Source organism: Bacillus sp. EU63 (assembly GCF_038592915.1).
GTDB classification, from domain to species: domain Bacteria; phylum Bacillota; class Bacilli; order Bacillales; family Bacillaceae; genus Bacillus; species Bacillus velezensis.
Genome location: NZ_CP151944.1, coordinates 3,506,388 through 3,530,056, shown reverse-complemented (window position 1 = coordinate 3,530,056; position 23,669 = coordinate 3,506,388). Strand labels below are relative to the sequence as shown.

General features: G+C 44.1%; 19 protein-coding genes. 11 read left to right on the top strand and 8 right to left on the bottom strand.

Annotated features, from left to right (window positions below; all coding sequences use genetic code 11):
• The first annotated feature begins 560 nt into the window (after positions 1-560).
• The 5 genes from pgsB (at position 561) to NYE38_RS17630 (ending at position 4,928) form a co-directional block, all read left to right on the top strand.
• On the top strand, positions 561-1,742 hold the full coding sequence (gene pgsB / locus NYE38_RS17650; protein WP_003151337.1) for a poly-gamma-glutamate synthase PgsB: 1,182 nt from the start codon (positions 561-563) through the stop codon (positions 1,740-1,742).
• Positions 1,743-1,756: 14 nt separating this feature from the next.
• Positions 1,757-2,206, top strand: a complete 450-nt coding sequence (gene pgsC, locus NYE38_RS17645) for a poly-gamma-glutamate biosynthesis protein PgsC (RefSeq protein ID WP_003151340.1) — start codon at positions 1,757-1,759, stop codon at positions 2,204-2,206.
• An 18-nt stretch (positions 2,207-2,224) separates the two neighbouring features.
• Positions 2,225-3,373: a CapA family protein gene (locus NYE38_RS17640; protein WP_007614174.1), complete on the top strand. Its 1,149-nt coding sequence runs from the start codon at positions 2,225-2,227 to the stop codon at positions 3,371-3,373.
• A gap of 7 nt (positions 3,374-3,380) precedes the next feature.
• The gene (locus tag NYE38_RS17635) at positions 3,381-3,542 is read left to right on the top strand and encodes a hypothetical protein (protein ID WP_003151344.1); all 162 of its coding nucleotides are present in this window, start codon (positions 3,381-3,383) and stop codon (positions 3,540-3,542) included.
• Positions 3,543-3,692: 150 nt separating this feature from the next.
• Positions 3,693-4,928, top strand: coding sequence for a C40 family peptidase (locus NYE38_RS17630; RefSeq protein WP_022553881.1), 1,236 nt, complete (start codon positions 3,693-3,695; stop codon positions 4,926-4,928).
• Positions 4,929-4,966: 38 nt separating this feature from the next.
• On the opposite strand, the gene NYE38_RS17625 is transcribed toward NYE38_RS17630, so the two are convergent.
• The 3 genes from NYE38_RS17625 to NYE38_RS17615 all read right to left on the bottom strand — a co-directional run bounded on the left by NYE38_RS17625 (position 4,967) and on the right by NYE38_RS17615 (position 7,796).
• Entirely contained in the window at positions 4,967-5,692 is a 726-nt protein-coding gene (locus NYE38_RS17625; RefSeq protein WP_021494855.1) for a membrane protein, read from the bottom strand.
• Between the two features lie 105 nt (positions 5,693-5,797).
• Complete coding sequence (locus tag NYE38_RS17620) at positions 5,798-6,655, bottom strand: Cof-type HAD-IIB family hydrolase (RefSeq protein ID WP_174747352.1); 858 nt, start codon at positions 6,653-6,655, stop codon at positions 5,798-5,800.
• A 154-nt stretch (positions 6,656-6,809) separates the two neighbouring features.
• Positions 6,810-7,796, bottom strand: a complete 987-nt coding sequence (locus tag NYE38_RS17615) for an LCP family protein (protein ID WP_014419036.1) — start codon at positions 7,794-7,796, stop codon at positions 6,810-6,812.
• A 304-nt stretch (positions 7,797-8,100) separates the two neighbouring features.
• On the opposite strand from NYE38_RS17615, the gene NYE38_RS17610 reads away from it, so the two are divergent.
• Entirely contained in the window at positions 8,101-9,477 is a 1,377-nt protein-coding gene (locus tag NYE38_RS17610) for a sugar porter family MFS transporter (RefSeq protein ID WP_340801859.1), read from the top strand.
• Positions 9,478-9,570: 93 nt separating this feature from the next.
• The gene (locus tag NYE38_RS17605; RefSeq protein WP_022553879.1) at positions 9,571-10,983 is read left to right on the top strand and encodes a bifunctional glycosyltransferase family 2 protein/class I SAM-dependent methyltransferase; all 1,413 of its coding nucleotides are present in this window, start codon (positions 9,571-9,573) and stop codon (positions 10,981-10,983) included.
• Positions 10,984-10,986: 3 nt separating this feature from the next.
• On the opposite strand, the gene NYE38_RS17600 is transcribed toward NYE38_RS17605, so the two are convergent.
• The 3 genes from NYE38_RS17600 to NYE38_RS17590 are packed head-to-tail and all read right to left on the bottom strand — an operon-like array spanning position 10,987 to position 14,680.
• Complete coding sequence (locus tag NYE38_RS17600) at positions 10,987-12,120, bottom strand: Ger(x)C family spore germination protein (protein ID WP_340801862.1); 1,134 nt, start codon at positions 12,118-12,120, stop codon at positions 10,987-10,989.
• The gene (locus tag NYE38_RS17595; protein ID WP_014419033.1) at positions 12,117-13,223 is read right to left on the bottom strand and encodes a GerAB/ArcD/ProY family transporter; all 1,107 of its coding nucleotides are present in this window, start codon (positions 13,221-13,223) and stop codon (positions 12,117-12,119) included. Before NYE38_RS17595 ends, NYE38_RS17600 begins: the two co-directional genes overlap by 4 nt.
• Before the next feature lie 5 nt (positions 13,224-13,228).
• Positions 13,229-14,680, bottom strand: a complete 1,452-nt coding sequence (locus NYE38_RS17590; RefSeq protein WP_340801864.1) for a spore germination protein — start codon at positions 14,678-14,680, stop codon at positions 13,229-13,231.
• Between the two features lie 217 nt (positions 14,681-14,897).
• Between NYE38_RS17590 and manA the strand changes: the two genes are divergently transcribed.
• Both manA and NYE38_RS17580 read left to right on the top strand, forming a co-directional pair.
• Positions 14,898-15,848 (top strand): mannose-6-phosphate isomerase, class I, encoded by a 951-nt coding sequence (gene manA, locus NYE38_RS17585; protein WP_340801865.1) that lies wholly within the window; start codon positions 14,898-14,900, stop codon positions 15,846-15,848.
• Between the two features lie 123 nt (positions 15,849-15,971).
• Entirely contained in the window at positions 15,972-18,611 is a 2,640-nt protein-coding gene (locus tag NYE38_RS17580) for an N-acetylglucosaminidase (RefSeq protein WP_340801866.1), read from the top strand.
• Between the two features lie 124 nt (positions 18,612-18,735).
• On the opposite strand, the gene NYE38_RS17575 is transcribed toward NYE38_RS17580, so the two are convergent.
• Both NYE38_RS17575 and NYE38_RS17570 read right to left on the bottom strand, forming a co-directional pair.
• On the bottom strand, positions 18,736-19,905 hold the full coding sequence (locus tag NYE38_RS17575) for a CDP-glycerol glycerophosphotransferase family protein (protein ID WP_159354662.1): 1,170 nt from the start codon (positions 19,903-19,905) through the stop codon (positions 18,736-18,738).
• Positions 19,906-19,937: 32 nt separating this feature from the next.
• Entirely contained in the window at positions 19,938-20,708 is a 771-nt protein-coding gene (locus NYE38_RS17570) for a WecB/TagA/CpsF family glycosyltransferase (protein WP_159354661.1), read from the bottom strand.
• A 355-nt stretch (positions 20,709-21,063) separates the two neighbouring features.
• Here NYE38_RS17570 and tagD point away from each other — a divergent pair, with 355 nt between their 5' ends.
• Positions 21,064-21,453 carry a glycerol-3-phosphate cytidylyltransferase gene (gene tagD, locus NYE38_RS17565; RefSeq protein WP_003151361.1) on the top strand — a complete coding sequence of 130 codons (390 nt, stop codon included), beginning with the start codon at positions 21,064-21,066 and terminating at the stop codon, positions 21,451-21,453.
• A 157-nt stretch (positions 21,454-21,610) separates the two neighbouring features.
• Entirely contained in the window at positions 21,611-23,629 is a 2,019-nt protein-coding gene (locus NYE38_RS17560; RefSeq protein WP_159354660.1) for an alpha-glucosyltransferase N-terminal domain-containing protein, read from the top strand.
• Positions 23,630-23,669 lie beyond the last annotated feature (40 nt).

Genomic DNA, 23,669 nt, shown 5'->3' with positions numbered 1-23,669 from the left:
CGTCCTGTAAATGGTTTAAAAGGAGAAAGGCTTTCCGCATATAAAATGTGTATTTCTTGTAAACACTCCGGACCCGTCTTTTTCTGTCATGTACCAGTCATTCCGCTAGTTATTTTGGAATGGGACTGAAAGCAGGATACGGGGGAGAAATAAATGACTTTAAGACCTTATCCTTAACAAAACAGGCAGTCTGCACACAGCGGACAGAGAGTCCCGAAACGTATGCGCAGTGCGAAAAACGCTGATACAAACGGGCTGGAAAAGATGGATTATCATTACATCTTTTTCTTCCGGAACGCGAATAGTTCCATTGGTCCAAATGAATTTTTGTGCGGAAATGTAAACGCATTCATTTTTCTTTTGAAAAATTGAAGTAAGGTTGAAGTCCTGCCTATTCCCAAAAAAAGCAATTCAATAATAGGAAGAATAGCGTCACTAATAGAGAAGTTTGGCTCAGTGAAAGCGGGAAGATTATGTTACATAATGCCGATTGAGAATTCATAGTGAAGCTATATACTGATGAATGAATTTATCAATACAGAAGGAGATGTCAAAAATCAATGTGGTTACTCATTATAGCCTGTGCTGCCGTACTAATCATCGGAATCATTGAAAAAAGGCGGCATCAGAAGAATATCGATGCTCTGCCAGTACGCGTCAATATTAATGGTATCCGCGGAAAGTCAACCGTAACAAGGCTGACGACCGGAATACTGATGGAGGCGGGCTACAAAACAGTCGGAAAAACGACGGGAACAGATGCAAGGATGATCTATTGGGATACACCTGAGGAGAAACCGATCAAACGGAAACCGCAGGGCCCGAATATCGGCGAGCAAAAAGAAGTAATGAAGGAAACCGTAGAACGGGGCGCCAATGCCATTGTCAGTGAATGTATGGCGGTAAACCCGGATTATCAGATTATCTTTCAGGAAGAACTCCTTCAAGCCAACATCGGCGTCATCGTGAATGTGCTTGAAGACCATATGGACGTCATGGGGCCGACGCTTGATGAAATCGCTGAAGCTTTTACCGCGACGATACCGTATAACGGTCACCTTGTCATTACAGACAGTGAATACACAGACTTCTTTAAAGAAAAAGCCGCAGAGCGGAATACCGAGGTCATTATTGCGGATAACTCTAAAATTACAGATGAATACCTTCGAAAATTTGAATATATGGTCTTTCCTGATAACGCTTCCCTTGCGCTCGGCGTTGCCCAGGCTCTTGGGATAGATGAAGAAACGGCGTTTAAAGGAATGCTGAATGCGCCGCCTGATCCTGGCGCCATGAGAATCCTGCCGCTGCTCAGCACGAAGGAGCCCGGTCATTTCGTAAACGGCTTTGCCGCAAATGATGCATCTTCTACTTTGAATATATGGAAACGTGTAAAGGAAATCGGCTACCCGACAGATGAACCGATCGTCATCATGAACTGCCGCGCCGACCGTGTGGACAGAACGATTCAGTTCGCAAACGACGTGCTTCCGTACATTAAAACGAAGGAACTCATACTCATCGGCGAGACGACAGAACCGATCGTCAGAGCTTATGAAGAAGGCAAGATTCCTGCCGATACATTGCACGATCTGGAATATAAATCAACAGACGAAATCATGGACGTGCTGAAAACAAGAATGCAAAACCGTGTCATATATGGCGTCGGCAATATCCACGGTTCAGCGGAACCATTAATTGAAAAAATTCAAGAGTATAAGGTGAAACAGCTCGTTAGCTAGGAGGAAAAGGATAAATGTTCGGATCAGATTTATACATCTCACTTATTTTAGGCGTGTTAATCAGTTTAATTTTCGCGGAAAAAACAGGTATCGTACCTGCCGGTTTAGTCGTGCCGGGTTATTTAGGGCTCGTTTTTAACCAGCCGGTCTTTATTTTACTCGTATTGTTAGTGAGTCTTCTTACATACGTGATCGTCAAATACGGTTTATCCAGATTTATGATTTTGTACGGACGCAGAAAGTTCGCAGCTATGCTGATAACGGGAATCTGCTTAAAAATCGCCCTTGATTTCCTTTACCCGATCGTACCGTTTGAGATATCAGAATTCCGCGGAATCGGTATCATCGTACCGGGTCTGATCGCCAATACCATTCAGAAACAGGGATTAACGATTACATTTGCCAGCACGCTGTTCTTAAGCGGCGCAACTTTTGCCATTATGTTTGCTTACTACTTAATCTAATGTAAGGTGTGTCAAACGATGAAAAAACAATTAAGCTTTCAAGAAAAACTGCTGAAGCTGACCAAACAGCAGAAAAAGAAGACCAATCTTCACGTTTTTATCGCGCTGCCGATCGTCTTTTGCCTGATGTTCGTCTGCATCCTGACAGGGAAGGCGGAAACGCCGAGTGTGAAAAGGAATGCAGATGACCTTGTATCAGCCTCATTCGTCGGAGATATTATGATGGGCCGGAATGTCGAGAAAGTGACAAAGCATAAAGGCACGGAGAGTGTCTTCCGTTACGCAAAGCCATTCTTCGAAGCATCCGACTATGTGTCGGGGAACTTTGAAAACCCGGTTACATATAAAAAGAACTACAAAGAAGCAGAAAAAAATATCCACCTTCAGTCAAACAAAGATGCCGTAAAAGTATTGAAGGACATGAATTTCACCGTTCTTACGGCAGCCAACAACCATGCGATGGATTACGGCCCTCAAGGAATGCGGGATACGGTTGAAGAGTTTTCAAAGCAAAATCTTGAACTTGTCGGCGCGGGCCTCACGCTGAAGGAAGCCGAGCAGAACATTTCGTATCAAGATGTAAACGGAATCAAAATCGCAACACTGGGTTTCACTGATGTTTCCGGAAAAGGATTTGCAGCTAAACGAAATGCGCCGGGTGTGCTTCCGGCCGATCCAGAGCTGTTTATTCCGATGATTTCTAAAGCCAAAAAGAAAGCCGATCTTGTCATTGTTCAAACACACTGGGGACAGGAATACGATAATGATCCGAATGACAGACAGCGCCAATTGGCAAGAGCAATGTCAGATGCCGGAGCGGATATTATCGTCGGACACCATCCGCACGTGCTGGAACCGATCGAAATGTACCACGGCACCGTTATTTTCTACAGCCTGGGCAACTTCGTATTCGACCAGGGGTGGACAAGAACGAGAGACACGGCGCTTGTTCAATATCATCTGCAGAAAAACGGCACGGGACGCTTTGAAGTCACGCCGATGAATATTCATGAAGCAACGCCTGCACCGGTTAAAAAAGGCAGCATCAATCATAAAACGATCGTACGTGAACTGACGAAAGAATCGAATTTCGATTGGAGCGTCAAGGATGGAAAATTAACGTTTGATGTGGATCACAGCGATATCTTAAAAAAGAAAGCGGAGTGAAAAACAAATGAAAATCATTAAAGCGGGATGGCCGTTTGCCGCGATCATTATGGTCTTTATGTTTATGTCAGCGTTTAAATACAATGATCAGCTCACAGATCAGGAAAAACAAAAAATTGACACGGAAATGCAAAAAATTCAGCAAGAGGACACAGCGGGCGCAAAATAAGCGCATGATTCCGCTTGCCGGCATATTGTTTGTTCCGAATCCAGTAAAGAATGCCCATATCGGGCATTCTTTTTTTGTGTACTCTCCTAAACATTTGTTAAAAGTTACCGATGTAAAAACTACCAAAAATAAGGAGAGTGAATAGAAAACATGCTCACAAGCTGGAGGAAGTACATCCTTGCCGGCCTTATGATTTGTCTTGTGGCACCCGCAGTAACGAGAACGGAAATTGCTGAAGCGGATTCTCAAGTTTCTGTCCTGATCGTTTCAGACGCGCAAAAACTTGTCGGAAATAAATATGTTTACGGAGGCGAAGAGCCTGAGGACGGTTTTGATCCGTCCGGATTGATCCATTATCTTTTCAGCAGGCAGAACATCCATCTGCCGAGAACGGTCAGTGATCAATGGAAGATTGGAACCGCCGTCAAAGAAAATGACCTTTTACCGGGAGATCTTGTGTTTTTCAAAAAGTCGGATTCAACACAAAACGCGCCCGTCCATGACGGTCTTTATATCGGAAACGGAGAGATGATACACAGTTCTCCGTCTGAAGGCGTAACCGTCACACGCTTTCAAAAAAGCAGTTATTGGATGAATTTATATCTTGGCGCAAAGCGGATTACAAAAGATCCGGAACTGGCTGATGATCCGATCGTTCAGGAGGCAGCCCTTTACCTCGACATTCCGTATGTATTCGGCGGAAGCACGCCCGAGGAGGGATTCGACTGTTCGGGGCTGGTTCAATATGTTTTTGAAAACAAGCTTCACATTTACCTGCCGAGATCTGCGGAACAGCAGTGGCTGGTCGGTGAGAAAATCAAACTGAGCGGCATAAAGCCCGGGGACGTGATTTATTTCAGCGACACGTATAAAAAAGGAATTTCCCATGCGGGCATTTATGCGGGAGAGGGAAGGTTCATCCAAGCAAGCCGCTCCGCAAAAGTCACCATTTCTTACTTGTCGGAAGATTATTGGAAAAAACATTTTACGGGGGTGCGCCGATTCAGCAATTTAGCCATTTCTAAAGAAAATCCCGTTGTGTCCACAGCGGCCGATCATATCGGAATTTCTTATCTGAAAGGCGGCGTTTCACCGGAAACCGGCTTTGATACGGCGGGATTTGTTCAATACATCTATCAAAAAGTGAAAGGAATCAGCCTGCCGCGTTATGCGGACAAGCAGATGCAGGCGGGCGTTCCGGTCGATAAACAAGATCTGAAGCCCGGCGATCTGGTCTTCTTTAAAGCGGAAAGCCTGAATCCGGCCATTTATATCGGGAACGGACAAGTGATTCATGTCACCGTGTCCGCAGGCGTTACCATAACAAATATGAACACAAGCGCTTATTGGAAGGACAAATATGCGGGCAGCATCCGGCTCCCGTAAAAAAAGACGTCAGAGAGTGTCTCTGACGTCTTTTTCTTTTACCGTTTCGGCGCTCTGTATCCGGCCGCTACCGCATCCTCTACGGAACAGAACATTTCCGCGGGATCTGTCGTCCGGTCGTAGTATGTACTTCCCGGCGTGTGATAAATGCCGTTCCGGCTGCCTTTAATGTCGCATCCCTGTGAGGTGCCGGCTGCTTTCGTCTCGGCATGTCCGCCGGAGGAAGGGGCGTTGTTTTGCGCCGTTTCCGCGTTTTCGGATGTTTTTGTTTCTGCTTTCTGCCGCTTTAAAGATTTATTTTCTGACTGAAGCGTTTCAGCGGTCTTTTCGAGCTTCTTTTGTGAATTTTTTAATTTCTCATTGTCTTGTTTGAGTGATTTGTTTGTTTTTTTCAGCTCGCTTATCTCTTGGCTGAGTTTGCTGAGTTTTTCTTCATTGCCGGCTTCGGCTTCGGATTTCTCCTTTTCGGCCGCGGCACTGATGTTTTCATATTTTTTCTCAAGCGCCTGGTGTTCCTTCGTCAATTTTTGATAAGCGGTATCAAGGGTGCTGTATTTCTCCTCTGCCTTCACGGCCGAGGCGTCCGGCTCTGCGAGGGAGGCGCCGGTCAGAAGCAGGATAAATCCGCCGATGAGAAGGGGCCAAAACAGCTTTTTTGAAAAATGTTTTTCTTTTTTTGCCGCTTTGCATATGAGGTGGAATATTCCGTATCCGACTGCGCAGAGAAAAGCTAAACATCCTATAATAGCGATTGCATTCGACATCATGAAACTCCTTTTTTCTTTATCTTACAATTTATTTTCATTTTTGGGAATTCCTTTTTTGAGAAACGTGAAAAGCCAGGCCGTGAAAGACCTGGCTTTTGCCTTTTATTGCTCGTTGTCGAGAAGCCGGTTGATGAAATATGCGACGCCGTTTTCATCGTTGCTTTTTGTAATAAACGTGCTTTTTTCCTTCAGTTCATCAATCGCATTGCCCATGGCGATGCGGTTTCCCGCCGCTTCAAACATGGAGAAATCATTCGGGCTGTCGCCGATGGCGTAAATATCCTGTTTTTCAATTCCGTACAGTGAGGCAAGCTCCGTCAGAGCACGTCCCTTTCCGGAACCGGCAGGGAGGATTTCGATAATGTGTTTCCCGGAAGATGTCTGGGATAATTTCGGATGATGTGTAATTTCTTCTTTGGCGTTTCTCAGTTTTTCCATATCAAAAGAGAAACAAAGAAGCTTGTAAACATGTTCGTCTCCGTTAAAAATCGCCTGTATATCCTGCACGGGTTTAATGCCGAATTGTTTGAACTGCGTCTTTGCGCCCTCCCATAATGTCCGAATATCTTCCTTGGGATTGGCGCTTTTCAGAATGTCCAGTTCTGCCTGCAGTTTGGACTCGCCGTCAAACGGGGACAGCAGATGATCATCTGTATAGACCTCAAAGTAAATGTCGTTGTCCGTTAAATAAGCGGCGATATCCTTCCCGGCCTGCTGATCCATTAAGAGCCGGCTGACGAGGCGGTATCCTTTGTCATGGACTGTCCCGCCGTTTGCCGCAATGATCGGAATATCCAAATCCTTTAAGAGCGCTTTTACATCAAATGTGGCTCTGCCCGTGCAGATGGCCACGAGAATGCCCGCTTCATCCGCTCTTTGTAAAGCCGCTCTGTTTTCCGGAGAAATCACACTGTCCGAGTTCAGTAATGTGCCGTCTAAGTCAATGGCTATCAATTTCATATGTATGGATGCCCTCCTTAAAAATAAAGCTGCTTCATGTAGTATGTTCAGCTTTGTGCGAAATCAGCAGAAAGCCGTCAGTTAAAAGGCTATACCTTCATGTCCTTTTTTTCAACAGAAAAACGGCGGGATTTGCTAACCCCGCCGTGACATCTTACGCGTTTAAATCATTTTTTAATTTCGTTTTCACTTCTTGAAGGTTTTCCTCATTCAGCTTGAAGTAATAAATATTTTTGCCGTACTGAGGAGTGTAAATATAACTGTCTGAACCTGTCAGCTGCAAAGAATCCACCGATTTCAGCGATGTGATAAACGGGAACAGACCGATGGCGTCATTAAGAGATAAGTTCATTTTTAAGTTTTTCCCTAAGCTGTCGACGATATCGTCATAAGATGGGATCGAGCTTAACGATTTAGATTTTTTAATAATGGCGCTCAGCACTTCCATCTGTCTTTGTCCGCGCATCAGATCGGTGTCCGCTTTGCGTGTTCTTACATAAGCCAGTGCCTGCTCACCGTCAAGCGTCTGGACGCCCGGCTTCAGCACGACTTTTCCTTTTGTATCGACTTTAATACGATCGGCAATTTTCTGGCTTTTCACATTTACCGTAACGCCGTTCAACTCATTGACGACATCGCGGAACGCGTCGAAGTTGCTCTCAACCACATAATCTACCGGAATATCAAGCATGTTTTCTACTGTTTTATAAGTTAAATTATAACCGCCGTAAGCATGTGCGTGCGCGAATTTGTCATAGCCGTGTCCCGGGATGTTGACATAGGAATCCCGCGGAATGCTGAGCATCGTCGCTGTTTTCTTTTTCCGGTTGAAGGTGACGAGCACGTTGGCGTCACTTCTTGCGTCATCTACTGATTCACCCTTACTGTCACGGGCGTCTATTCCTAAAAGCAATACGGTGAAAGAATCCTTCTTCGGGTCAAATTCTTTGATCCGTTTTACGGACTGGTCGCCGCGGTCAAGGCTGACGTGCGCTTCTTTGGTCGCATTATTCAATTTCACAAATGCGTAGGTGCCGACGGAACCGGCGATCACCAATAAGAAAGCGGCGAATACCAGTACAAATTTCACCCATTTTCTGAGGCGTCTTTTCTTTTTTCTGCGTTGAGATCGTTCTTCCATATCATTACCTCTCGTTTCTATTCTTTGTGAAGCGTACCATAATTGTTGACTTGGAGCAACTCTGTAAATGAGAAAATTCCAAATCTTTCTCTCTATTTCGACAACATCTACTGTTATTTTTGCATCAGGTTCACATTATATTGGACGGCAGGAAGCGGGAAATGTTTCGTCGCTTTGTAAAAAATAATTAGTAAAATAATGGATATTAACGGTGCGGAAGGTTTGAAACGGACGGAAACAGGCAAAAGAAGCAGTAGAACAATTCCGCGCGGATACAGCGTTGGATGAAGGGAGTCTAAATAACATGAAAAGCATACACTCGAATAAATGGCTCTATTTTTTCGGCGCACTCGGCGGCGCGTTATACGGATATGATACCGGAGTCATTTCCGGAGCTATTTTATTTATGAAAAAAGAACTGGGACTGAACGCCTTTACAGAAGGCCTCGTCGTCAGTTCGTTATTGGCGGGGGCGATTCTCGGATCGGGATTCGCCGGCAAACTGACCGACCGGTTCGGCAGGCGGAAGGCCATCATGGGAGCGGCGCTGCTGTTTTGTATAGGCGGTTTAGGAGTCGCTTTTGCCCCGAATACAGAGGTGATGGTTCTTTTCCGGATCATTCTCGGACTGGCTGTCGGAACATCTACAACGATCGTTCCGCTCTATTTATCGGAGCTGGCTCCGAAGCATAAACGGGGGGCGCTTTCTTCGCTGAATCAGCTGATGATTACGGTCGGAATCCTCGTTTCTTATATCGTGAACTATATATTTGCCGATGCAGGCGCTTGGCGCTGGATGCTTGGACTTGCGGTTGTGCCGTCAGTCATTCTGCTGATCGGAATCTTATTTATGCCGGAAAGCCCGCGCTGGCTGTTTACGATCGGCAAAGAAGAGAAAGCAAGAGAAATCCTTTCATCATTGCGGGGAACGAAGAATATTGATGATGAGATTGATCAGATGAAAGAAGCGGAAAAGGAAAACGAAGGCGGCTTGAAAGAATTGTTTGAGCCGTGGGTGAGACCCGCGCTGATTGCCGGCCTCGGACTTGCCTTTTTGCAGCAATTCATCGGGACAAATACAATTATTTATTACGCCCCGAAAACATTTACCAGTGTCGGGTTCGGCAATTCCGCGTCTATATTGGGAACGGTCGGAATCGGCGCCGTCAATGTCATCATGACGCTTGCGGCTATTAAAGTCATTGATAAGATCGGCCGGAAGCCGCTGCTGCTGGCCGGAAATGCGGGCATGGTCATCAGCCTGCTCGTATTGGCCGCGGTCAATCTCTTCTTTGAACATTCAGCAGCCGCATCATGGACAACGGTGATTTGTTTAGGCCTGTTTATCATTGTGTTTGCGGTCAGCTGGGGGCCTGCCGTATGGGTCATGCTTCCTGAATTATTCCCGCTGCATGTCCGGGGTATCGGGACGGGTGTCTCCACTTTGATGCTGCATGCCGGAACATTGATTGTCTCATTAATCTATCCGATGTTAATGGAAGCAGTCGGCATCAGCTATTTATTTCTCATTTATGCCGCGATCGGGATACTGGCATTCCTGTTCGTCCGGTTTAAAGTGACCGAGACGAAGGGGAAAAGCCTTGAAGAAATTGAGCAGGATCTGAAAAGCCGTAACGGAGGCTCGGGATCAGAATCAAATCGGCGGACAGTTCATCCGTAATATTCAGTTTTAGGGGGGCGGTTATTCACCGGCCCCTCAAAACGGATGCCGAGCGGGCGCCCGGTCACATAAATGACGGGGATATGTCATACGTTGTATAAAGTCACGATAAAGGCGGGGATGCCGGTGAAAACGAGTATTATTATCCTTACATATAATGAACTTGAGCTGACGAAAAAATGTCTGGCCAGCATTGAACGATACACCGACAAAGATAAGATTGAACTGATTATAGTTGACAACGGTTCCTCAGACGGAACGAGAGAATACATATCAAATCTGCCTGACGTCAAAGTCATCCTAAATGAAAAAAACCTCGGGTTCGCCAAGGGGTGCAACCAGGGTATCGAAGCGGCAGGGGGAGAAAATCTGCTGTTTCTGAACAACGATACGATGGTCACGAAAAATTGGCTCACCTCCATGCTGAGGGTGCTGTATCATTCTGAAAAAGCCGGTATGGTCGGGCCCGTCAGCAACTATGTCAGCGGCGCGCAAATGATCCATGACGCATATCAATCGCTTGATGAGCTGGAATCATTCGCGGAGGCGTATTGCGCACGGGAAAAGCATCATACAAAGCGGGTGCTGCGCCTTGTCGGCTTCTGTCTTCTGGTGAAAAGAAGCGTCATTGAAGACATCGGCCCGTTCGATGAGCAATTCGGATACGGTTCTTTTGAAGATGATGACCTATGTCTGCGAGCCCTGCAAAAAGGCTACAGCCTGCACATCGCCCTCGATGCCTTTGTGCATCACCACGGGCACGCGACGTTTACGGCTAATCAGGATATCAATATCAATCAGTTATATTCGGAGAACCGCCAGCGTTTTACGGAAAAATGGGGCACTGATTTTACGTACTTTACTCATCCGAGACCGGAAATTGCGGAGCTCGTGCCCCGGGAGGCGAAACGGATACTTGATGTCGGCTGCGGCGCGGGGGCTACGGGGCTGGAACTTCAAAACAGACAGCCTTGCGAACTGTACGGAATAGAACTGCACCCGCTGGCGGCGCAAGCGGCAAAAGGACACTATGAAGCGGTGCTGCAGGAAGATGTCGAAGAAGTGAAGCTCCCTTATCCGGAAGGCTTTTTTGATTGCATCATTTTCGCCGACATCCTTGAGCACTTAAAAGACCCGTGGCGCGTCATTGAAACGTACTCATCCTATTTGTCGCCTGCCGGATCAATCGTTTGCAGCATTCCGAATATTTCCCACGCCGAAGCGCTGTTCCCGCTTCTGCTCGGTGACTGGACATACAGAGACGCCGGCATTCTCGACCGCACCCACTTGCGGTTTTTTACGCCGCAGACGGTGCGCACACTCTTTCCGGAAGAGACATTTGCTGTGAAAAAGCAGTCCTATACGTATGTTCACGTGGATGAGCGGGTGCAGCTGTTTTTACAGGAAATCACACGAATGGCGCAATCGATGCAATTTCCGGTGACACAGCTGCCCGAACAAAGCCGGATTTATCAAATTCTCCTCCGTGTCGAAAAAACAGGCTGAAGGCTACCGTCCCATCGTTCCGAAGTTGGTAATCTGAATGGAAACATCATAGTCAAAAGCCGCTTCGGAGAAGGTCTCATCCCAATGATGCTTCACTTTCTTCCAATAGTCGGGATATTGAATGCGGACTCTGTCAGAAAAGAAGACAGGGTCCGTTTCATATTGATTCTGCAGCTTATCGATGACTTCTTTCACATCGCTTTTCAGTTTTTTTTCGAAAATCTTTTCCAGCCCGTTTAAATAGTGCTGATCGAATGAATCTTCTCCGGCATATTGATCCTCTGACAAAAGTCCTTTTGTTTTTACCGCTACATGAAATGACAGCTTCCCGTTTTTCAGCCTGGGAGTGATGGCGGATGTTGATTTTTTGATCTCGAAAGTAATCGGGTGCCCCCCTTTATCCAAAGCGGGCAGCACGCCGCCCCGTATCGTCCCCATGAGCCAATTCAGGCTCTGTATTTCGTATGGTGACAGAAAGCCCGCCAATCTGTTTTGTTTTGCGTTTTTGATAATGGCCGCTCCGTCATACACCGTTTTTCCTTTTTGATTGCTGCTGACGGCCTGAATGAGAAAACTGCGTTTATTATGGCAGTAAATTGAAGCTCTCCCGATTCGGAGCGGTTGTAAAATCTTCCCGTTGTAGTTTCCGTTGTTCGTAAGGTCGATCAGCTTTTCCGCGGGCATGGGCTGCTGCTGATTCGGCGTCGGCTCCGTCAGAATATCGGACGCTTTTCCTCTTACCGCGAAGAGATAGCTGCTCCTCCTTAATTCATCATCGCAGATAAAATGATTCATCATCTGCAGTATATTTTGGTCGGCCAGCAATTTGTCGCTGAATATCAGCACTTTTAAGTGATCGCTGTAAACGGGCGGATCTTTTAAAGCGACTTCACTGACGGCTTCAAGAATGGTATCCCCCCGCGTCGTCACATTGACAAACACGGGCCGGCCGGAAGCCTGGCTGTTTTCACTTTGGGGCAGCAGGTTTTGATAGGTTAATTTATATCGGCGGTCACTCGTCTCGTCTATCGCCAGTCCCCGGGCGAAAGACAGCTTTTCGACTTCCTTCGCGTCCCAGCACCCTGAAAGCGTCATCAGTATGAAAAGCGCCGCCGCCCATTTGATGAAAAGTGTCATGACGTCTGTTTCCTCCCGGCTATTTTTTTCATCCAGCTGACAAACCAGATGAGAAAAGGAATCATAATGACGGCAAAAAACGTATACCCGAGAATATTCGCGAATGCAAACACGCTGTTGATATCATCGGGGTACATCGAAAGGCCGAATGTCACTGCCAATAAGCTCCCCATCAGCCAGGCATTGTTTTTATTTTTCAGTCTGAAAATGGTGTTTAATCCGATATGCGCCCCTTTAAAAGAGCCGAGCATACAGGTAAACTGCTGGCATGTCCACGTGATTAAAAGAAAGATATCAAACCGCTCAATGAAAATACCCCGGATTTCTAAGGCGTGAATCAGGGAAATGGTCGGATACGTCACCGTTTTGGCTTCAGCGACCGACATACAGCCGATGACGACAAGCAGCGTAACGCTGTAAAATAAGCCTGCGCTGGCGATGCCGAAGACAGCAGCCTTTTTCGCCTGCTTCGGATTTTTCATAAACGGCACCAGATACAGAATCACCTCAAGCCCTGAAAAATACAAAAGGGTCCGCGGAAACATCTCAAAAAAGCTTTTGTAGCCTCCTTCCATGACCGGGCGGACGAAATCCAGCTTAAACAGTCTCAGGCTGAATATAAGCAGCATAATCAGAATGACGATCGTAACCGGGAACAGATAGGCATAAAGCTTTGAAATGGGATAGACCCCGCCGGTCACATGGTAGATGCCGACCGCCAGAAAGATGAATATGACGACACCCATCGGCGTATTTTTCAGTAAAAAGTAATTGATGACTTCACCGAGAAAACGGGCCTGAAAACAGACGGTGACGACAAAATAACAGCTGATGAATAAATTCAGAAGAGAACCGATGGCGCGTCCCATGATGCTTTGATTCAGCTCATATATGGTTTCCCCGCTGTTTTTCTGCAAAAACGGCATAAAGAGCAGGACGATGCCGATAAACACGACACCCTGCACAAGAATAATGATCCATCCGCTCGGACTGTCCGCTGTTGCGGCGGAGCGCGGCAGTGTTAACACGCCCGCTCCGATCATTGTTCCGCTTACCATGAGAAGTGTCTGCATAAACGACAGCTTGTCTTCCGGTTTTTTCATGGGGATCACCTTTGCTTGATTTTATCTTTCGTCTCTTTTCTAGTCGGCCGTTTTTTCAAAAGAGGCGTCGGCAGTCTGACGATCGTATCTTTTAAGTCTTGGCCAGGCTGCGCCATGATCGGAATAAGATAGTCCTGACCGAAGCTTTTCAGACGCATCAGATGGCCGACGACAAGCAGATAGCACATGATCAGTCCGTATAAACCTAATATCGCCGACAAAATCATCGAAAAAATACGGATGAGCCTCAGCGGAAAATTGAACGCATAGGAGGGCGCCGTAAAAGAAGCCAATGCCGTAACGGATACGACAATGACCATCATCGCGCTGACAATATTCGCCTGAACAGCGGCCTGCCCGATCACCACGCCCCCGATCAGGCCGATCGTCTGTCCGATCGGCTTCGGCAGCCTGAGTCCGGCTTCTCTGATCATCTCAATCGTAAAAATCATGATGAACGCTTCAACAAAAGGAGGGAACGGGACATTCAATCTGCTCCCGGCAATCGTAACCGCCATTCTCGTCGGCAAAAGCCCCGTGTGAAACGTAACGAGCGATATGTAAAGGCCGGGTAAATAAATCGTGATTAAAATGCATGTATACCGAAGCAGCCTGAGAAAGGTAACCGGAACCCACCGCTGATTATAATCGTCAGGTGAGTGGATAAATTCATCAATGGTAGCCGGCACCAAAAGGGTAAAAGGCGTTCCGTCTACAATAATGGAAACCCTTCCTTCCAAAAGAGCGCCCATAACCCGGTCTGGCCGTTCGGTCGTCAAGACGGTCGGGAAAATGGAATACGTGTTATCTTCAATAAGCTGTTCGATTGCTCCTGATTCCGGAATGTCATCAATGGTGATCGAATCCAGTCTTTTCATCACTTCTTTTACAACATCATCAGGGGCAATATCCCGAATGTAGGCAACGGCGATCCGCTTTTTTGTCCGTTCGCCGAGTGTGATCTCTTTGATCTGGAGGTTGGGATCACCGGACTGCTCGCGCAAAAGCGCCGTGTTCGTCCGAAGCTTTTCGACAAAACCTATCCTCGGCCCCCGTTCAAGCACTTCTGAAGACGGTTCTTCAATATCACGCATTTTAAATGTTTCCGTCTCAAACGAAAGAGCTTCCTCCCATCCCTCCGCCAGCAAAACCGATTTGCCGGAGAAAATGTCTGCCTCCGCGTCCTTAAGTGAAGAAAGCCGGGTGTGACGATAGCCGAAAGAGATGGATGACGGCGTTGTTTCAGCCGGTTCCTCTTGATGCCGGGCGGCCTCCTGCACGGGCGAAATAATATATTCCGCAAGCAATTGATTGTCGGTCAGTCCGTCTATATATATAAGACAGGCGTCACATTTGCCGTTTCCGTACGTAAATGAATAAAACATCATGTCATCGCTTTGGCCGAACCGTTTTTTCAGCGCTTCAAGGTTTTTGCCGAGCTCCGCATGTATCGTCATAATGTTCCCCCCTTTCCATCAGTTATTTTAATTTGCGACAAACAAGGCATTTTATTCTGGAATAGGAAATGACTGAGCATTCCGCCCCATCCGAATGGTATAATGAGCAGGTCAGCCATTTTATACATATTGTTTTTAACCGCGGCTCCCTCCGTGTTTTAAAAAAGACACAGGGGGAATGGGATATGAGCCGCTTTTTAAGGGGAGGGGAACGAACATGACGCAAGAGCCGATTTTTTTACAGCCTGTATGTAAAGAAAAATTATGGGGCGGCACGTTATTACGCGAACGATTCGGATATGACATACCTTCAGAAACAACCGGCGAATGCTGGGCGATATCAGCCCATCCGCACGGAATGAGCACGGTCAAAAGCGGTCCGTATCAAGGGAAAACCTTGATGGAACTGTGGGATCAGTATAGAGAATTATTCGGCGGAACGGAAGGGGACCGGTTTCCGCTGCTGACGAAAATACTGGACGTCAAACATCATCAGTCTGTTAAAGTCCATCCTGACGATTATGACGCCGAGGAGCATGGACAGGGTGAAATGGGAAAGTCTGAGTGCTGGTACATTATCGACTGTAAAGAAAATGCGGAAATCATATACGGTCACACGGCCCGTTCGAAAGCGGAACTTGTCACCATGATTAACAGCGGTGACTGGGAAGGCTTGCTGCGCCGTGTGAAAATCAAACCCGGCGATTTTTATTATGTGCCGAGCGGAACCATCCATGCCATTTGCGCGGGGGCGCTCGTGCTTGAAACACAGCAGAATTCAGAGGCCGCCTACCGGATATATGATTACGGGCGTACAGATCAAAACGGCCAGGCACGTGAGCTGCATATCCGCGATGCCGTCAACGCAGCCACCGTTCCTCATGTGGACGGATTTTTAGATGAATCTACTGAAACGAGAAAAGGCGTCACCATCAAAACCTTTGTACAGGGAGAATATTTTTCTGTATACAAATGGGATATCAGCGGGACGGCGGAAATGACCCAGGACGCTCCGTTTATGCTGTGCAGCGTCACAGAAGGAAGCGGCTCCATCATCTGTGAAGGCAAGTCCGCCAAGCTTGAAAAAGGCGCGCATTTCATACTGCCGGATCAGATGCCTGACTTTACGATAAACGGAGATTGCACGATCATCGTTTCTCATATATAAAACCAAACTTAATCCCAGCTCTGGGATTAAGTTTTTTTATATATATATTTCACTTTAAAAATTAAAGCACTTTCCGATAAAAATAATAGTGTGATAGATAAATATAGAGAAGGAGGAGAAGTAATGAAAAAAAGTTTGGCTGCCGCAATGTTATTGTCAGTGGTTACTCTTGAATTTTTCACGATAACAGACTCAGTAAAGGCAGCTTATATTGACAATTCCATTTATCAGTTAGAAACAACACAAAAGTTTGCTTCTGAAAGTGAGGCTTCTCAGGCAGTTACAAAATTGAAAAAAGATACCGGATGGAAAGCAGACTATCAAAAGAGCGGAACGTCTAAGAACTATCAAATATCTGCTTCAGGTCTGACAAGCGAAACGAATGCTAAAAGCGTACTAAGCGATTTTACGAAGCAGACAGGCATTAAAGGAACATCAAGTCCGACGGGCAGTAAGCAGCCCTATTATACTGCAGTTTCCGGAACTATTTCAGGTGAACAGCAGGCTAATAACTTGCTTGATAAAATGAAAAAGGAAACAGGATTAACCGGTACTGTTAAACCGAATGGTGTGAAGCAGCCTTATATAAGCATTGTTACATCTGAGCTGACAAGTGAGGCCGGTGCAAAGTCTGCTATTCAAGAGTTAAAGAAGCAGACTGGAGTCAATGCTAATTATCAAAAACTTGAACAGGAACCGGAGATCATTCAAATTCAATCCGGAAAAATTCAAGGAGAGAAAACAGCATCCCAAGTGAAAAGCAGTTTTCAAAAAGATTCTGGGCTGAATGCCACGTTAAACATGACTGATAAAGGCCAGTCTTACTACATTGTTACAACGAATTCTTTGATCAATAAAGCAGATGAGGCGAAAAGTCTTATCAAACAGCTTGAACAAAGCACAGGCGTCAAAAGCAGTTACAAAACCATCAATAATAAAAAAACTATCACATCGTATAATATAGAAACGGGTTATTTTAACGGGCTGAGCATGGTTAAAAATTCGATCAGCCAAATAATAAATAACACAGGAGTTAAAGGGTCCTACCAAAAAGTTGGTGCTACAAGTAATTATGTTGTGAAAATGAAGGATGTCAGCCCGGAAAAACTAAAAAGTCTTCAAGCTTTTTTTAAGAAGAAAAGATGGCATATGACTTATACAGCTGTAAAGAAAACTTCAACCCAAACAACTTATCAAGTGATAACAAATGCTGTAACAAACGCACAGGCGGATAAAGCAGTAAATTTTCTTAGCAGAAAAAAATTAAAATCATCAAAATCAAATTCAGGAAAAACAGCTGCTAATCAATATCAACTGTTATCACAACAGACTGCTGACAAAACAAAAGTAACAAAAGGTTTAAACTCTTTAAAGAAAATCGGTATTAATGCAACTGCCAAATCTATAAAACAACCAAAAGGAATAACTTATAAAATTAAGACAGAAGCCTTGCTGGACACAGCTAAGATTAATCAAGTCAAATCTTTCTTCAAGACAAAAAAATTAACGGCAGTAAGTGAAAAAACCGGTAAATCCGCTTATACGCAATATCAAGTCACTGTTAGTGACTTATTAAATCAAAAAGATATAGATCGTGTGTTAACTTTTTTTAAAACAAATAATGCGAAAGGCAATGCCAAACAAAATGGCAAAAGCACATACACGCAATATAAATTAGTTACAGATCAAATCAGCACATCGTCGGCTTTAAACAAAGGACTGAGTTTCTTTAAGGCAAAGAACTTATCAGCAAGCTACACTACTAAAAACAATCCAATATACAGTATAGTGATTACTGAACAATTTACAGGAAAAAGCAATGCTGATAAGGCTGCAAGCAAAGTGAAGCAGCTTTATGGGTGGGCAGTTTCAAGTGTTGAGGTGAAAAGCGGTCCTCAAATAATGGAAACAAATTATAATATTACGATGAGTGAAATGGTCGCGAAGCAGTTAAAAGCGAACCCGCAGACGGATTCAAGTGCCTACGTATCTCTATCTTATATTAATAGTGCAAATTCTACCGTAACCGCAGATTTTCTTAATGTCAGGTCTACTCCAGAGGTAAAGAGCAATAATATTATAGGAACAGTGACAAAAGGTTATAAGGTTAATATCATTAGTGTAGAGAATAACTGGGCAAAAATTAAAATGGGTTGGCGGAAAGCAAGCGAGGAAGAAGTTTCCTACTATGTAAACCCCGCAAACTTTTCTGTGTCAGATAAAAGTTATTTTCAGTTTTTGAAGTTATCGAAATATGCAGGACTGACAGCATCAGAAGTCAATACGAAGATTTTAAAAGGGAAAGGAATTCTTGAAGGAAAAGGTGAAGCTTTTATTAAGGCAGCTGAATCTAACAGTATTAATGAGCTCTACCTGATTTCTCACGCTTTATTAGAGACCGGAAACGGTACCTCAGAGCTGGCAAACGGTGTGACCTATAATGGGAGAAAGGTATATAACATGTATGGCATAGGTGCATATGACGGAGACGCTGTGAACAAGGGTGCCCAATATGCATATAACCAAGGATGGTTCAGTCCTGAAGCAGCGATTACTGGAGGGGCCAAATTTATCGGACAGAGTTATATACACAATGCCGTATACAACCAAGATACCTTGTATAAAATGAGATGGGAGCCTTCTGTAAGCCACCAATATGCATCTGATATTGGTTGGGCGTATAAGCAGGTAAACAGAATGTACAGTCTCTATAGCCTGTTAGATAACTATCAGCTTTACTATGATATTCCTGTCTATAAATAAACGTGTTAAAAAGCTCGGAGTCATACTTCCGAGCTTTTTTCAGTATTGAATTGGACAGATGTCTTTTTGTTTGTACGATTATTTTTAAACACTATGGAGCAATATAAATATATAAAACACCTGTTCAATTGTGTGAACAGGTGTTTTTGTATGTTATTTGTTCTTCTGCAAATTGGAGCAGTTTGCTGCTCGAATTCCCATCTGAATACATATTCCATTTGTCCGAGAACCGCTTCATTTCTTCTGCACGAAATGGCTTTTTCGTCATTTCCTCCAGAAGGGCTTCGCTGTCATGACAAGCCTTTCCGGGAATGACGGACGTATAATTGTCGATTAAACCGCGTTTTTGATCATATTCCTCCAGATCATACGTGAAAAAGAAAATCGGTTTATTTAAGAGCGCGAATTCAAAAGGCACGGAAGAGTAATCCGTAATTAAAATATCAGCCGCTTTCAAGAGATCATGAAGACGCATGTCAGACACGTTCTTGATCAGTTCGCTTTCAAACGAAGCCGAAATCTGATGCAAAACGGCAGGATGAAGCTTTACAAGCAGCATATACTCTCCGTTTAACGCGTTTGTGAGCTGTTCTTCGGTGAATGGCAGCCGAAAGGATTGCATATCATAATCCCTGAATGTCGGTGCGTACAGGATGATTTTTTTCGGCCATTTGTGCTTCAGTTCGGGCTTGTGTTCTTCATAATAGACGTCAGTCAGGGGGACACCCGTTTTTAACAGCTGGCCGTCCCGTATGCCGAACGACTTTTTAAAAACGTCAGCCATCGCGTCTGAACCGACGGTAACAAAGTCAAACGAGCGGTACACCTTTTTAAAACGGCTGATGTCTGATGCCGGGCGGTTTTGATTCGTCACATCCTCAAGGCCGAACTTTTTCAAAGAGCCGTTCGCATGCCACACCTGAATGCATGTCGTTTGCGGCCGGCGGTTTAAGGCGCTTGTCATGAGGAAATAGTTATCCGTTATCACCACTTTGCTTTTAAAAAGGATCAAAACAGCCTTCAAAAGATGCAGCGGATGTTTTTCGTTCAGATAAAAAGAGCCGACACCTTCCAGCTCTTTTTTCAGACTGACGGCGTGTCTCGTATACAAAACCGTCATTTCATAAGAAAGCGATTCAGCGTGCGCTTTGTAAGAACGGATGAGAGCCTGCGCATTCTCTTCAAAAGATACCAGCAGGGTCAGATGGTTCTTGGGCTTTACAGGCTTGAACAAAACGCCGAGAACAGACAGATATATAGAATAAAAAGCGGCGAATAAAGATCGCAAGTTCATAGATTACCAATCTCTTTTGCTGTTTTATTTGTTTAAAGCTGTTTCGTTTGATCTTCTGCCTGCTTGGAATACAGGCTTTTATTTGATTTATTATTTCTCAAAACGGTAAAAGCATACTTCGGAATGTTCAGCATCCTTTTCCATCTCCACGGATTCGTCACCAGTCTGTACAGCCATTCCAGATTCGTTTTGATCATCCATTCAGGGGCGCGTTTCACCGTTCCGCTGAACACATCAAAGCTTCCGCCCAAACCGATCGATACAGCCTGAGGGAAAAGATGTTTGTATTCATAAATAAATTGTTCCTGATGGGGATATCCTAAGGCGACAAATACGAGATCGGGTTTCGCCCGGGAAATCTGTTTGGCGACGAAGCGTTTATCCGCTTCATAACCGTTGCTGGCTCCGACAACCTCAATATTCGGATACTCTTTGCTGATCCGGTTCAAAACGGCGTCAAGCACGTCTTGTTTAGCTCCGTATAAAAATATTTTTTTAGACTGCCGGTTTGCGAGGCCGAGCAGCGCAAGAAACACATCGAATCCCGCAATTCTTGATTTCAGCGGGTGCTGCATCAAACGTGACATTAACACGACGCCGATACCATCCGGCAGGACGAAATCCGCGGAAGAAATGACTTGATGATAACCTTTGTCTTTCGCCGCAGCGTATCCGATCTCAGGATTGACCGTCGCAATGACGGCTCCTTGCTTCTGTGCGATATAATAAGTGTCTAAATATGAAATAAACTCCTGTAAATTTCCATTAACATAAGAAAGGTTGTGCACCATTTCAGTCTGCATCTGCCGTCCTCCTTTTTGTACGGGATTTTCTTTCACTTTTTCGTGACTTAGGCTAAGCTTTATTTTAACATAATACCTTCAGATAAACTTAACAATAGTTTTACAAAAATATAAATAAGATAACAATTTCTTTAATCATACGCGCAAAAACCCTGCTAAACTCCTATTGTAATAACATTTGTTAATAAGTGGAATTTAACTTCGTTTTACATTGGCTTAACCTTTTCAGGGCTATGTGATATAATGAGGTTCCATGAGTACGAAATTGGCACTTTAGTGATTAAGGATACAGCTGCGCAGCATTTCAGAGCAGTTGCTTGTTATACGTATGATGATAGAAAGGAGCTTTTGTTTCATGAAGAAGGTCATTACTTACGGAACGTTTGATTTACTGCATTGGGGTCATATTAAACTGCTTGAGCGCGCAAAGCAGCTTGGAGATTACCTTGTTGTTGCCATTTCAACAGACGAGTTCAACCTGCAAAAACAAAAAAAGGCCTACCACAGCTATGAACACAGAAAGCTGATTCTGGAAACGATCCGTTATGTCGACGAAGTCATTCCGGAAAACAGCTGGGATCAAAAAGTACGTGACGTAGCGGATCACAACATCGACGTGTTCGTAATGGGAGACGATTGGGAAGGCAAATTCGATTTCCTTAAAGATCAATGCGAAGTCATCTACCTCCCTAGAACCGAGGGCATTTCCACCACACAGATTAAAAAAGAAATTGCCGGGGTGTAATACGGAATTATTGAATGCATGAACTGTTCAAAGTACTTCTTATTTGCTGATAAGGAGTACTTTTTGATGCTTAAATAGGTTTGTTATAATAATCTGAGGGAATAGTATTATTTTGCAGTGTTTTACTAAATTCCATATGGTGAAAGGGAGAAAAAATTTGTCCAATCAGCCTATTAACGATAATAATGAGCTTCCCGATATGATGTATTATTTTATCTCAGGAGGCCTCCCGGATGATTACGGAGGTCTGACCAAATCACTATTATTGCGTTCTAAACTATTCGGAGAAGAGAGTCAAAAGAATACCGCCTTTCTTACTTTTAAATTTGATTTGGAATTTCGGAGAAAAAAAAACGAACTCTTTGAAAGAAAGAAAACCGACCCTCAATATACACAAGTTATCAACATGTATGATGACTTTTTAAGTAAAAGAACAAAAGGCAAGCGGATTTATTCGGAGAAAATTGAGCTGAATCAAATAAAAAAACATGTCAGCAAGGGGAAAGTAAGCAAAACTATCTCAAAAATGTTCGGAAAATCATCAAACGATTATAATCTTTCCTATTATTCAGGCAGTGATGACGTGCGTTACGTAGATTACCTGAATGATGAAAAACAAGTAATCAAAAGGGAAGAATACAATAAAGAAGGAAAACCCGTCATTGTCTCTCATTTTGATACAAAGACGAATCAAATCTTCCTTCAGGAGTTTATCAACAGCGAAAATGTCGTTTATCTGGAAAAGCACTTCATGTGGGATGACCAAAATGAAGCAGTCAAATTCACACATTTTACTTGGTACTCAGAAGAAGACCCTTTAACATTTAAAGATGAATTTGAGTTGCGCAGGCATTGGATTGATATTCTCCAAAAAGAAAACGATCGGCCTAAACTATTTCTGGTCGACAGCAGACTACAGGATAAACATGTCTTCAGAGTAAAAAAAGCGCCGTCATCTTATTATGCTGCGATTATTCACAATAAACATTATGGTGATAATAAGTTCCAGATCAAAGGACGCTATAAAGAACTTTTCGGCCAAATAAATAACCTTGATGCCGTATTTTTTATCACTGAGGAGCAGATTGCAGATTTCAGTTTGATTTCAGGGGAAAAAGAGACATTCTTTTTTACACCGCATACGATTAATAAACCGCTCGATGAAGAGGTTTTGAAAGTTCCGAGCGAACGAAATAAAGCGGTTATTATCTCTCGGATTGTACCAATGAAAAACCTGACGCATGCCGTTAAAGCGTTCAAACTTGTTGTAAATGAAATCCCGGATGCGAAACTGGAAATATTCGGTTCTGGAGGAGAAACAGAGAAAATCAAAAAGGAAATAAAAGCTCAAAACCTCAAGAATAATGTATTGCTGAAAGGCTACACGAACAACCCTGATTACGAGTTTCAAAAAGCGTGGCTGACAATTTCAACTTCTCACTTTGAAGGCTTCGGTCTGTCCAATATGGAAGCATTGAGCAATGGATGCCCGGTCGTAACTTACGATTACGATTACGGTGCCAGAAGCTTGGTAGAAGATGGAGTAAACGGCTATGTAATTGAACAATATAATATAGAAAAGCTGGCTGAGGCCATTATCTCTTTAATGAGAGATGACAGCACTCACAAACAATTTTCACGTCTAGCCTTTAAAATGGCGGAGAAATACTCTAAACCAAACTATATTAAAAATTGGTCATATGCTCTTTTCAAAATGGTTGAAGTGAGAAAAGAAAAGGAACGGCTTGCTGAAAAAGTCGGTTCTAAAGAACACCCGATCACATCTTTTGAAAAAAATGCCAACGGATTAGCGATCAGCGTTTCAGTGTCTGACCAGAATGATGCATTTGAAAAAGTCCGAATGGTTGGGATTGATCGGAAAAACAAATCTGAAATCATATCCGTATCCGCTGATCAACCGGCTCAGCCATTTTATATAGATTTTGAAAAGGACATCCAAAAAGAAAAAATTGACGCAAATCATACTTCGGTTCTTGACTTTTACATTCAATATATAACAGCTAACCATATCCGTATTCTAAGAAGGGTATCCAGCCGTGAAGTCAATTTCGGCGAAAAAGATCGGTTTATGAATAACGGATATACTTTCGAACCTTATACGACTGTGAAAGGGAATTTCTCTATTAAATTAAACAAAAAGGATCACATCGATTAAGTGAAATCGGTTAAGTGAAGAGCTTTAATTCAGAGGAGCA